The sequence below is a fragment of the Burkholderia sp. MSMB1078WGS genome (assembly GCF_001528895.1).
In the GTDB taxonomy this organism is placed as follows: domain Bacteria; phylum Pseudomonadota; class Gammaproteobacteria; order Burkholderiales; family Burkholderiaceae; genus Burkholderia.
In genome coordinates this window covers 87,405-101,338 of the sequence record NZ_LPDI01000024.1, presented here as the reverse complement: position 1 = coordinate 101,338, position 13,934 = coordinate 87,405, and the positions used below count along the sequence as shown (strand labels likewise).

Annotated in this window: 3 protein-coding genes; all 3 read left to right on the top strand. The window is 60.4% G+C overall.

What is annotated here, in order from left to right; translation table 11 throughout:
- Positions 1 to 1,249: 1,249 nt before the first annotated feature.
- The 3 genes from WT24_RS04250 to WT24_RS04240 all read left to right on the top strand — a co-directional run bounded on the left by WT24_RS04250 (position 1,250) and on the right by WT24_RS04240 (position 13,923).
- Positions 1,250 to 2,956: a ShlB/FhaC/HecB family hemolysin secretion/activation protein gene (locus WT24_RS04250; protein WP_060031472.1), complete on the top strand. Its 1,707-nt coding sequence runs from the start codon at positions 1,250 to 1,252 to the stop codon at positions 2,954 to 2,956.
- A gap of 81 nt (positions 2,957 to 3,037) precedes the next feature.
- Positions 3,038 to 3,940 carry a hypothetical protein gene (locus WT24_RS04245; RefSeq protein WP_059499721.1) on the top strand — a complete coding sequence of 301 codons (903 nt, stop codon included), beginning with the start codon at positions 3,038 to 3,040 and terminating at the stop codon, positions 3,938 to 3,940.
- 71 nt (positions 3,941 to 4,011) lie between these two features.
- The gene (locus tag WT24_RS04240; RefSeq protein WP_060031470.1) at positions 4,012 to 13,923 is read left to right on the top strand and encodes a hemagglutinin repeat-containing protein; all 9,912 of its coding nucleotides are present in this window, start codon (positions 4,012 to 4,014) and stop codon (positions 13,921 to 13,923) included.
- Positions 13,924 to 13,934 lie beyond the last annotated feature (11 nt).

Genomic DNA, 13,934 nt, shown 5'->3' with positions numbered 1-13,934 from the left:
GAGCGCGAGGTGGTGAATAGAGTCCGATCAACTGATTCCATCAGGGACAGAGGCGTCTCGCTAGCCTCCTGAACAGTCCGGATGTATGGCCGCAATCTCAATCTATCTGCCGATCGTGCTGCCGGCCTTGCGGGCGCGATTGCGCGTGTCGATACGCGAGGACAGACAACGCGGGCAGCGGCTTGATGAGCCGGACGATGTCGGCGCGGCGGCCTTGGTTGGCGCCGGATCAGGCTTGCTCGGTTCGCCCATCAACGATTCGATCGCGTCGTGCAGGTCGTGGCGAGCTTCGTTGCAGAGGACGGGTAGGCAGGTTCTTCGCGCCGGCCGAGCGGCGGATAGCTATCGCTCGATTCGACGCTGGCTTCATGCGCCGTGTGGGCGACGTGATCGGGATACGGGGCGAACGCTTCCCATTCTTCGAATTCGTCGACAGCGACGGCACGCGGGATGGCAGCGTCGGGAGCCAGCGGTGGAGCGACGGGGGGAATGTGGGCGTGTCGGCCGGTCCTTGGTGGCGAGCCAATAGAAACCCACCGCGAACATGGCGACGAGCGCGAGGCCCAGCCCGATCAGCACAAAGGTAGGGGGATCAGAGATCACGGAAACTCCTGAGCGAAGTGTGCCGATGCGGAAATGCAGCGGCGGAGCGGCCGTAGCCGGCCGTGCTCGGGAAAGTGATATGTGTCCGAAAAAAACTGGAATGCGGTTTCGAACTCGGCTTTGCCCTCGCAGAGACCGTTGTAGATACGCGACACGTTGACGTATGCGATTATCGTGAACGAACCGGCATTTCAATGCATAAAAAAACCGATGAAAAAGTTAATTCTGTCAAGATTTTTGCTTGACGAGATTGCTTAAGTGATCGATTTTGCTGGCAAGAAACAGTTCGCGACTGTCTTGAAATTAATTTGCGAAATGGGGGTTCGGTAACGGCGAGAATTGATTTTGCAGAAAAAACAAAGCGAGAGTCGTGTGTTCGATGCTCTGAGGTGTCGAAAGAGGCGGAAGGAGGAGTGCTTCTGGTGTCTCTAAATGCGTGGATGGCTAACTTGTTTAAATGTTTATAATTGTTAAATTATAATGGGTGATTGTAGTCGCTTTAATAAAAGTTATCGGGCCAAGAGAGTCGCTACAGCATCGGACCTGGGCGGTCAATCGATTAACCGTCTTTGCAATCCCTGACAATGCACGGGCGAATACTTCGATAGATTACAGCGCGAGAGACCAACCATTACGCCGCTAACAAGTGAAGAAACGAGAAACTTCGGCAGCGTTGATTTCGGCGTTGGCGAGCGTTTCTGCGCTGGCCCAAGGTATTCCGCCATCCGAAACTACGTCTGGCCCACAAATCCAGCGTTTGCAGCAGCAGCAACTTGAGGCTACCAAGGAGCTGAATCCGCGCCCCAACGTATTGACGCCGACAGGAGAGAAGACTTCGATCCCCAGCGTCACGAACCTGCCGGTCGATAATCCGTGTTTTCCGATCAAGGAAATCGCGCTGGAAGACAATACGTTCAGCTGGCTCGCGCGTTTCCTTCAGCCGGTCGTGGGCCAGTGTGTCGGCAAGACCGCACTCAAGCAGATCCAGGATGCAGCCAATAATGCGCTGATCGAGCGCGGTTACGTGACGTCTCGCGTGCTCGTGCCGACGCAAACGTTGCAATCGGGCACGTTGACGCTACGCGTTGTGCCGGGGCGCATTAGCGAGGTCCGAGCAGACAAGCCCACAATCGGCTGGTTGCGCGCGGCGTTGCCGACGTCGGGCGGGGTGCTGTTGAACCAGCGCGACATCGATCAAGGGCTGGAGAACCTGCGTCGTCTTCAATCCCAATCCGATGCCACGTTCGACATCGCGCCGGGCCTGAATCCGGGAGACTCCGAACTCGTCTTTCACCCCGGAACCGGCAAGCGCTGGCATGCCGTTATCGGTACGGACAACGCGGGCCTCGATTCCACGGGCAAGTACGAACTGTCGGGCTCGTTCACGTTCGACTCGCCGTTCCACCTCTACGACCAGCTGCAAATCGCCGGCACGACGAATGCGAATTTTGGCGCGTCCGACAAGGGCAACCAGTCGGTGTCTGCGAACTATAGCGTGCCGATTGGCTATGCGATGCTGACGTTGAATGCGAGCCGCTCACGCTATAAGCAGACGGTGGCCGGCTTCGATGCGCCGATCGAATATAGCGGCGTGCAATCACAGCTTCAGGCTGGCCTTTCGGGCGTGATCTATCGGAACGCTCACGCGCGTACGGAGCTTCACGGCAACCTGTTTCACAAAATCAGTCGCAACTCGCTGGATGGTGTCGATCTTCCCGTGCAGCATCGCGACATCATCGGTTACGAGCTCGGCATCGCGCATCGCCAGTACATCGGCGATGTTGTCCTCGACGGCTCGTTCGCTTGGCGCGCATCGCTGCCGGGCCTGTCCAGTAATTCGGGCACGGTGGTTGGCACGCCCGACTTCAACGGCAAGACACAGATCGAGTTGGCGAGCCTCAGTGCACAGGTCCCTTTCAAGATAGGCGGTCAAACGTTCTCGTACCAGTTCGGCTGGAACATGCAGAACGCACGTACGCCACTGACCCCTTCCGACTATTTCACGATCGGCACGCGTTACGCCGTGCGCGGCTTCGATCAGCAACTGACGCTGGCTGCCGAGAGCGGCTGGGTCGTTTCCAACGAACTTGACTGGTACGTGCCGACGCCGGTTGGCACGCAGGCCCTGTATTCCGGCGTCGATGCCGGGCGCGTGCGCGGGCCGGCAGCACAGTACCTGCTTGGCGAAACGTTGGTCGGCGCCGTAGTTGGCGTGCGGGGCAATCTCGCGCCGAAGAACGTGCTCGGCGCGGCGCTGAACTACGACGTGTCACTGGGATTCCCGCTGTCAAAGCCGCAGGGTTTCAAGACAAGTTCGCCGACGCTGCTGTTCCAGGTCAGCACGTTGTTCTAAGCAGTAGGGGCGGTCCGAGCGGAACGACATGTTGCGACTCGGGGTGTTTTTGTCGATCGAGAAAGAGAAGAAGGAAAGACTATGCAGAGCGTGTACGAGAAGCGCCGTGTTTTTCAAGCTGTAACGGCAACGTTTGCGGTGGTGGCTGCGCTGGGCCTGAGCGCATGTGGCGGTGGTGACGATGGTGGCAGCGGTAGCAATGCCGCATCGAGTGGCGCGTCGTCGAACGGAGCACAGTCGGGCAGCGCGTCGTCTTCGTCGGGGATTCGTGTGGAAGGGCAATCGCAATCGATCTCGAGCCAGGTTTCGACGGTTCGTGTTCTGATGCCGCCCGCGTCGTGGAACGGCGGGCAGATGCCGAACGGGAATTACACACTGGTGGCGCTCTCTCAGCCTGTATCGACGCTCAAGGAGCACGCGCCGGGTGCGTATGTCGCGATTCCGTATGGTTCGTCGGGCACGATCAAAACGCTGACGAAGGGCGTCGTGACGGACCTCGCTGGAAATGGTGACATCGCGATCGGCCGCTGGACAGACGGCGCCGATTCATCGGGCGCTACGTATAACGCCAATCAAGGCCAGGTCTGGGCAGTCGGCGTACCGGTTGCAATCGATGTGACCTCGGCTGTGCAGATGCAATGTTCGCTCGCTTTTGCAACGCGTCCGACGTCGGCAGACGGCAATACGGCGCCGGGTTCGCTGACTGGCGCTACGGCGACGCTGACGAGCGGAACGGACACGTTCGGCAATACGGCCATCAACTACACGTTGAATCTGCAGTACTCGATCGGGAACGACCAGAACCAGTCGTTCGTCGGGACTTCCTCGGTCGGCCTCACCGAACTCAGCGCCAAAACGAAGTCGACTCTGATGAGCACGGTCATGGGCTCGGATGCGAAGCAACCGTATCTGATCGTGTCGTACGGCATACCGGCTACGACGACGGGCAACATCAACGGCTTGGTGGCACTGAGCTGCAAGTAACGTGAGTGGGGCCGGTCGTTTGCGCGATGTGCGCCATGCCGGCCTGACATGCATTCAAGAATAAAACGATCATGAATTCCGGAATCTTTCGCTTGGTATTCAGTGCCGTGCGCGGCATGCTGATGGCAGTTGACGAAAACGCATCGGCGCATGGGGGCGGCGAGCGCTCTCGTGTACAACGTGTCGTTCGTCCGGCCGAGGATTCCGGGGTCTCGATCTGGTTCGCGGCACGGGCGACAGTCTTTGCCGCGCTCTGCACATTTGGCATGCAGCCCCTCGTTGCGGAAGCGCAGGCTTCGCTACCGATCACGCCTGATCGAAGCGGTCCGACCCATCCGGTCGTTGGCGTGTCGGCATCAGGCGTGCCGCTCGTCAATATCACCGCACCGAAAAACGGCGTCTCGCTGAACAACTTCACGCAGTACAACGTGGGTACGAAGGGCGCGGTGCTGGTCAACAGTGGCCAGAATTCGCAAACGCAGCTCGCCGGCTGGGTCCAAGGCAATCCATTTCTCGGCAACAGCTCGGCCCGCGTGATCGTCAACCAGGTCACGTCGGGTAACCCCAGTCAGTTGCTCGGACCGACCGAGATCGCGGGCAATCGCGCAAACCTCGTGATCGCGAACCCGGCAGGCATCACCTGTTCGGGTTGCGGTTTTCTGAATGTGCCGCGTGTCACGCTGACGACCGGCGTGCCGACGTTCAATCCGGACGGCACGTTGGCGGGTTTCAATGTGACGCAAGGACAGATCGGCATCGCCGGGGCAGGACTCGACGCGCACGGCAGTGCGATCGACCTGATTTCGCGTGCGATGACGATCAACGGTCAGGTGTGGGCGGACTCGATCAATGCGGTAGCGGGCGCGAACCGGTTCGACTATGCGAGCAATGCCGCGCAGGCCCAGGCCGGCACTGGCGCGGTGCCGGGCGTCGCAATCGACGTGCAGGCATTGGGTAGCATGTTCGCCAATAGCGTCCGGATGATCGGGACCGAGGCCGGCGTGGGCGTGCGAGACGCGGGTGCTGTCACGTCACTGACCGGCGATATTGAAGTCTCGAACAACGGCGATGTGACGATTGCGCCGACCGCGCGTCTGCAGTCGGCCGCGAACACCCGGATCGATGGCGCCAACATTTCTCAGCAAGGCACGATTGTCAGTACGCAGGCCACCGATCTGAACGCGTCGCAGGCATTGTCGAACGCCGGAACGATTTCGTCAGGCGGCAACACGAACCTGACAGCCGCCACGTCGTTCAGCAACAGCGGGCAGGCATACGCGGGGGTAGATTCCGCCGGTAATCTCGTCGGCGGTGGCTCCGTCGCGGCACGCGCTGCGAACGTGACGAGCAGCGGCACGCTGGCAGCGGGTGACAACGTTAATCTGTTCGCAAACGACGTCACGCTGGACCACGGGACCGTGAATGCGGCCAGCGCAGTCAACGTCACGGCGAATGGCACGATGTCGAACGTCGCCGGCACGATGAGCGGCCAGAACGTGACGCTGAATGCGGGGCAACTGGTCAACGACTCGGGCATCATCAGCTCGCAGAACCTGGCGAACGTGACCGCGCAATCGGTATCGAACCGGTCCGGCACGCTGGCGGCCGATGCGTTGTCGCTGAACTCGTCCGGTGCGCTCGACAATACCCAAGGGCACATCACGGCGCGCACGGCGCAGATCGCTGCAACCGACCTGACGAACGTGGCCGGTGAGATCGGCACGTCGACGGGCGCGTTGGCACTGACGGCGACCGGGCGCGTCGCGAACGATAACGGGAAGATTGCAGGCGGCAATGGCCTCACGCTGACGGCGAATACGGTTTCCAACGCACAAGGCCAGATCGGCTCCGTGGCGGGTGACACCTCGCTCGATGTCACGCAATCGCTGAACAACGCAAACGGCAAAGTTGCGTCCGGTAATGACCTGTCGATTCACACGGCCCATCTCGACAACTCGGCCGGATCGATCAGCGCACATGCGGCACAGATCACAGCGGCCGATGTCGTGAATACGGGCGGCAAGATCGGCACTACTGACGCACTGACCGTGACGGCGACGGGCGACGTCTCGAATCAGTCGGGCTCCATGGTCGGCGGCAATGGCCTGTCGGTGACGGCAAACAGCATTGGCAACGCGGCGGGTACGATCGGATCGGCCGCTGGCGACACGACGCTGCGTGCGACGCAGTCGCTGACGAGTACTGGCGGCACGGTGAGCTCGGCCAATGCACTTACCGTCGCGAGCGACACGATCGACAACACGAACGGCAGTATGACGGCCGTGCACGGTGCGCAAATCCAGACGGGGGACCTGGTCAATGCGGGTGGCCAGATCGGATCAACGTCGGATGCATTGTCGCTGACTGCCACGCGCACGCTGTCGAACGATAGCGGCAAGATGGTGGGGTCGACCGGGTTGACCGCAACCGCTGGCACGCTGAGCAACCGTGCGGGCCAGATCGGCACGTCCACCGGCGACATGGCGCTGACTGTCTCTCAGGCACTCGACAATACGCAGGGCAAGATTACTGCAGCTGGCGCACTGAACACGCAGGCCGGTACGTTCGACAATTCGCAAGGCACGGTGTCGGCGGATGCGGCGAAGCTCACTGTAGCAGGCGCACTGACGAATGCAGGCGGTACGATCGCGGCGACACACGACACGACCGTGGCGGCGCAGACCGTGTCGAACCACGGTGGCACCATCGGTTCGGTTTCTGGTGCGTTGTCAGTGACGACATCCGGCACGACGGACAACGCAGGCGGCAAGCTGCTCGCGTCGGGCGACACGACCTTGACCAATGCGGGATTGCTGAACTCGGGCGGCACGATCACGGGGACGAACGTCACGCTTGCATCCGGACACGGTGCGATCGACAACACGCTCGGCAAAGTGGCGGCAAGTCAATCGCTGACGAGTCGGGCGGGGGCGTTGGATAACCGGTCGGGTTTGGTGCAGGCAACGGGAGCGGTCGACATCGATACGCGCGGCCAGACGTTCGACAACGGCATACTGGCAGGGCAGTCCACAGGTGGTCAGGTTCTCGGCAATGGTGTCACGCTGACAACCGGAGCACTGAGCAACGTGGGTGGTGCAATCTCGTCGAGCGGTGCGGCGACCGTCAATGCCGCATTCGTGACCAACGATGCGGGTTCGCTCGTGGCGGACGGCGCATTGACCGTACGGAGCGCCGGCACGGTGTCGAACGTGGCCGGCCAGATCGGCGGCAACAGGGATGTCACGGTGTCCGGTACGACGGTCGACAACACGCGCGGGGCCATGCACGCGAGCGGCGCGCTGTCGGTGACGGGCGATACGATTCGCAATGCGCAGACAGCCAATTCGACGCTGCCGACGACCGCAGGTGTGCCGGGGCTGACGGCCGGAATGGAGGGCGCAAGCGTTATGTTGAACGCCAACCAGGCGCTCGACAATACGTCCGGCTCGATTCGTGCGGACAAGGATGCCAAGCTGATCGCACCGACCATCGACAACACGTCGGGTAGCATTCAGTCGAAAGGCACCGCAACATTGGGAGCGTCGAATGCGCTGGTCAACAGCCGGGGCGACATCAACGGAGGCCAGCAACTGACGGTCTCGACCGGGACGCTGAACAACGACGGCAAGCTCCAATCGGCGGGCGACGTCAATGTGACGACGCAAGGCGATCTGACCAACACCGGACAGATTGTGGCGGGCCATGATCTGACGACCACGGTCGGCGGCGCGCTCGACAACAGCGGCACACTGTCGGCGGGCAACGTTGCCAACGTGAATGCCAATTCGATCCAGAACCGTGCGGCAGGCGAGATTTTTGGTGGGAATGCTACGAACGTCCACGCGAATCAGTCGATTACGAACGAAGGTCTGATCGATGGTGGCACAACGACGGTGACCGCCGGAGACACCATCACGAATGCCGGTGGCCGGATTTATGGCGATACGGTCGCAGTCGGGGCGAACACAGTCATCAACGGCCAGAACGCCCAAGGCGTGGGGGGCGTGATCGCATCGCGTGGCGACCTCGACATCGGCGCGCAGACTTTCAAGAATCAGAACGATGCACTGATCTACGCGAGCAACGACATTCGCGTTGGCGGCGCGCTGGATGCGAATCGTCAGGCAACCGGCAGCGCCCAACTCGTGACGAACAATGGCGCGCAGATCGATGCGGGCCGCGACATCACGATCAGCGCAAACCGGTTCGAGAATCTGAACTCGAACTTCCAGACTTCGAAGGTTACGACCGACAGTGGCAACCAGTTGTGGTATCAGGTGCCGGGCTCGACCGAGAAGATCGATCCGTCGACCGTTTATCTGTACCAGAAGAACAGTCAGGAAATTCATCCGGGCACGGACTATCAGTGGGCGCTGGACGACGACCAGAAATTCATTCTGCTGCCGTCGACCAAGTATCCGTTCGCCGAGTACGCGAAGTACACGATGAACGGGGTGGCGGGCAAAATCGACAACACGGCGTATCCCGCAAGCAATTTCGCCACTGGAGCTTGGGCGGCTCAGACTGGCGCGTATCGGACGGTGCCGGCCGACATCTGGGCGACTTTCGGTGTGACGCCGCCGCCCGACGCCAATCCGGCATGGACTACGTCGGGGCCGTTTTGGATGTCTTCGGGCGTAGCGCTGGTGACCGGTAGAAGCAACGTCGGCAGCGACTGGTTTTCCATCAAGGCTCCCACTGAAGCGGACGTCACGGGCGCAAAACCGAATCCCTTCGATCCGGCGAGCCCGTCGTGTCTGACCTCGACCAACGCGGCATGTGCGCCTTTCCAGCAGTGGTACAAGGCGACCGTTGCCGCCTATCAGAACCTGAATCAGGCGCTGGTCGGGTATAACGCGGACGTGGCGAGCCGCCTCGTCCAGACGTACACCGTTTATACGGCCAACGTGACATCGACCAAGGATGTTGTCACGGCTTCGCAACCGGGCACGATCACGTCTGGTCGTAGTATCACGATCAATACCGTCTCGGGCGTCAACGACAAGAGTCAGATCGTGGCCGGTGACGGTAACAATCCTAAAAACGTACAGAACATCGGTGCGCAAGGCACGGAAACGTTCACGGGTTCAGGCCAGGCGATCTATACGTGGGTTCAGTCTGGCGGTGCGTTCAGCGGTGACGAGCGCGCAACCAGTTCGACTCCCTTCATGCCGGCCATTCCGGCGCAGACCATCGATCTGCCGGTGGTGCTGACCGATCCGAGCAAGCCGTCAAATCCGATCAAGAGCGTGGCGGCAGCGACGTCCGTTGCGCAGGGCGCAAGCGGTACGGGCGTGACGCCGGTGGCGGGTAAGGATATTGACGGGCAATTGCTGGTCGGCTCGGGCGTATCGGGTGTCGGTGCGGGGAACGTATCGGCCGTGAAGGCGAATGTAGGTGATGTCGTCGTGCGCACGGTGACGCCGAACACCCGTTTGCCCAACAACGCGCTGTATCAGGTCACGAGCGACCCCGGCAGCCACTTCCTGATCGAGACGGACCCGCGCTTTACCGATTACCGGAAATGGTTATCGAGCGACACGATGCTGGACGCACTCAAGGTCGATCCGAACACGGTTCTCAAGCGCATCGGCGACGGCTTCTACGAGCAGCAACTGATTCAGCAGCAGATCATCCAGACCACCGGCCAGCGTTTCATTGGCGACTATACGGACAACCAGAGCGAATATCAGGCGCTGATGGCGAATGGCGTGAAGGCATCGCAGCAGTTCGGATTGAACGTCGGTACGGCGCTGACCGATGCGCAGATGGCCGCGCTGACGAGCGACATCGTCTGGCTCGTGAGTCAGACGGTGACGTTACCGAATGGTAGCCAACAGACGGTGCTGGTGCCGCAGGTCTATCTGCACGCGAACGCGGCGGATGTGACGGGCGAAGGTACGATCATCTCCGGCAAGAACGTCACGGTCGATGCCGACGGTGCGTACAAGAACTCGGGCACGATCGCGAGCCGAAATGTCACGATCATCCATGCGGATTCGATCAACAACAGCGGTACCGTGTCGGGCGGAACCGTGCTCGCGAGCGCGAACCAGGATCTCAATAATATTGGCGGGTTGATTCAGGGCAATACCGTAGCGCTGTCGGCCGGGCGAGACCTCAACCTGACGACTACGACGAGTTCGGCCACCACGAAGACCGGTAGTGCAACCGGTCTCGACCGTATTTCGGCGATCAATGCTGGCAGCTTACAGGCGGTCGCCGGTCACGATCTGAACGCTAATGCGGCCGTAATCGCGACGACTGGCAATGCAGTACTGGCAGCCAACAATGACGTGAATCTGAATGCGGTCCGCCAAAGTAGCCAGGACGCGGTGAAGTGGGATGCTCGCAACCACGCGGAACATACGGCGTCGAGCGACACGGGCACGCAGATCGCGACGGGCGGCAACTTGGCGATAGTGGCCGGCCATGACGTGAATGCGACGGCTGCATATGCCAACGCGCAGGGCGCAATCGGCGTGAGCGCCGGCCATGATGTCAACCTGAAGGCCGGTGAACAGAGCGCGAGCGCGAACGACGAGCACTACCGCAAGGAAAACGGCTTCCTGTCGTCGAAATCGACGCACACGATCGATTCGAGCAGCTACACCAATGCGGTGGGCACGACGTTGTCGGGCAGCACGGTTGCGGTGCAGGCTGGCAACGACCTGACGGCGAAGGCGGCGACGATCGCGGCGACCAACGACGTGAGCCTTTCTGCCGGCCACGACCTGACGGTCACGACGGCGGATACGGCTTCGAGCGAGTATCACTACAAGGATGTGAAGAAGTCCGGCCTCGGTAGCGCGGGTGCCGGGATCTCGTATGGCACGAACCAGACGATCGATACCAGCCGCGATACGGTGAAGGGTTCGCAGGGCAGCCTGATCGGCAGCACGGACGGCAGCGTGTCGATGGTGGCCGGTAATAAGCTCCATGTGACCGGTTCGGACATCGTCGCCGGCCAGGATGTGACCGGCATCGCGAAGGAAGTCACGATCGATGCATCGCAGACGGATCGTCATCACGAAGAAACGCACGAGGTGAAGAGTTCGGGCTTCACGCTCGCGGTGAAGTCGCCGGTGATCGACGCGATCCAGAACGTGAATCAGCAGGCGCAGGGCGCGGGCGGCAGCAAGGACGGCCGGGCGGCAGCGCTGCACGCGATCGCGGCGGCGGGCGGGATGGCGGATCTTGTCGGTGCAACGGGCAACATGACGAATGCGCTGAACGATCCGAAGGGCAAGGTCGAAGCGAAGATGGAGCTGAGCTTCGGCTCGTCGTACAGCAAGTCGACGTTCACCGAGAACAGCACGCAGAACAACGGCAGCAGCGTGAAGGCGGGCGGTACGGCCGCGTTCGTCGCGACGGGTGACAAGAACGCCGGGCAGGGCAACGTGACGATCCAGGGATCGGACGTGAGCGCGAAGGATGTTCTGTTGCAGGCGACCAACAAGGTCAATCTGGTCAACAGCACGGATACCGACAGCACGCGCAGCACGAACGAGTCGAAGAGTGCGAGCGTGGGTGTCTCGTACGGCACGGGCGGGTTTGGCGTGTCGGCGGCAATGTCGCGCGCGCACGGTGATGCGAATTCGGATGCGGCGACGCAGAACAATACGCACATCAACGCGAGCAATACGGCGACGATCATCAGCGGCGGCGACACCAATATCGTCGGTGCGAACGTCAACGCGAACAAGGTGATTACGGATGTCGGCGGCAACCTGAATCTCGCGTCGGTGCAGGATACGAGCCGCAGCGAGGCTCACCAGAGCAGTTCGGGCGGCGGATTCAGTGTTAGCCAGGGCGGCGGCAGCGCGAGTTTCAGCGCGCAGAGCGGTCATGCGAGCGGCAACTACGCTGGCGTGAACGAGCAATCGGGTATTCAGGCCGGAGACGGTGGTTTTGACATCACCGTGAAGGGCAACACCGACCTGAAGGGCGCGTACATCGCGAGCACGGCGACGCCTGACAAGAATCAGCTGACGACTGGGACGTTATCGTTCTCGAACATCCAGAACAGCTCAAGCTATAACGCGAGCAGCTTCGGGATTAGTGCGGGCGGGGGCGTGGGTGATGGTGGCAACAATTACGCTACGCATGGGCCGACGAGCGGTAAGAATACGGGTGGTGCATTGCCGCTCTACGTGAGCGAGAGCGATGGCAGCAATGCAACCACGAAGAGTGCAATCAGTGCCGGCAACATCACGATCACGGACAAGGCGAACCAGAAGCAGGATGTGGCGACGCTGACTCGTGATACGTCGGACCTGAATGGCACGGTTAGCAAGACGCCGGATCTGCAGCAGGTGCTGAGCAATCAATCGGATCTCATCAACGCGGCGCAGGCGGCATCGGAGGCGATTGCAAAGCAAATTGGCAGCTATGCGGACAGGAAGCGGGAGTCGGCACAGAAGAATGCCGACAGCGCAATCGATCCTACGCTCAAGGCGCAGTATCAGCAGGAGGCTGACAGTTGGGCTGAAGGCGGTGACAACCGCGTTGCGCTGCATATCGCCGGTGGTGCGTTGACGGGTGGGTTGACCGGCGGTGGCTTGGGGGCGGCTGGAGGTGCGGCAGGTGCGGGCGTGTCAGCGAAGCTCGCACCGCAACTGAATGAGATTGCGCAGTCGATCAAGGATGCAGGGCCGACTGGCAACGCGAACGTTGATGAGTTGCTCGGCAATGTGACCTCGAACCTCCTAGCGGGTGGGGCTGGGGCGCTTGTTGGTGGCGGGACGGGCGCGTTGACCGGTGCCAGTGTGGATCGCTTCAATCGGCAACTGCACCAGAACGAACGGGATTGGGCGAAGTCGAAATCCAAGGACTTTGCCGCGTTTTATCTCCAACAAACGGGAAGATCGATTAGCAACGAGGAGGCCTACCAGAAGCTGCTTTCAGCCGGCTACGCATTGGTAGACAGTTTTGCTAGCATCACTGGCGGCAGCGATGAAAAGGCCAAGCAGTTTATCGTTCAGAATAAGTCGGCAGGACTTTTCGAGGCGAGCTCGAGCGAACGTAATAATCCCCTGTTAGGTGGGAATGTCGATGGCTCGTGGACTCCCGAACAACAGGCTCGCTTCGGCACAAAAAATCCGAGTGCCTCAGCGCAGCAGCAGTATGCACAAGCGAGCAAGATTGCTGGACAGCCGTGCTCCAACCCCAACGCATGTGGTTCGAAAGTCGGTCAGGTTTCTGTTGCAATTCAGGCACTTCAGCAAGAAAAGGCTCTGTATCAGGATGATCCAGTCAAGACGCAGCAGCTTGAGTCGCAAGAGATTAAGTTGCTTAGCAGCATCACGAGCGCTGAATGGAAGCTGGCTAGACTTGCGGAAGCTGATGTATCAACACTTGGAGAAGTGCTCGGCTTTGTAGGGGCGCCGGTCCTAGTGAGGGATATAGCTGGTGCGCTTGCACGATCGCAGGCTAGCGCCTCGAAATCAGTTGTTGCTGTCGGCCAAGCGGCAAGTTCTGATGGTGCCGGAAGTGCAGGCGGACTGGCTTCAGAAACGAATGCAATGGCACGCAATGGGGATCGCGTTGTTATAGATCAGAGGTATATTTCGAACGTTGGCGATGTCGCCTGCGGCCCTACTGCTTGTGCAATGGTGATGAACGATCGAGGGCAATGGGTCAATATTTCCCAAATTGCCAAGGACGCAAACCTTGTGCCTGGATGGGGCACGGATGTTGTCGGGCTGTCGAATGCACTGCAGAAGAATGGGCTGAGCTCGGCTAGATGGGCTGTCGATGCATCTGTCGACGACTTGGCTGCGGCTACATCGAGAGGAAATGCTGCGATTGCTCACGTCGACTTGGATGTTGGCGGAGGGCACTTTGTTGTGGTGGACGGAGTGACGACACGGTTGGGGAAGTCCGTTGTTGCAATCAGAGACCCTGGGACCGGGGCGCAGTACTTTGTCCCCGCCAAAGAGTTCTCTAAGAAGTTTACTGGGCAAGTTGTTTATACGCACTAATTGTTAGGCGT

What these genes read in the sequence shown, in the direction of transcription:
- WT24_RS04245 (WP_059499721.1), top strand. Translation starts at nt 3,038, where the DNA reads ATGCAGAGCGTGTACGAGAAGCGCCGTGTTTTTCAAGCTGTAACGGCA.
- WT24_RS04240 (WP_060031470.1), top strand. Translation starts at nt 4,012, where the DNA reads ATGAATTCCGGAATCTTTCGCTTGGTATTCAGTGCCGTGCGCGGCATG.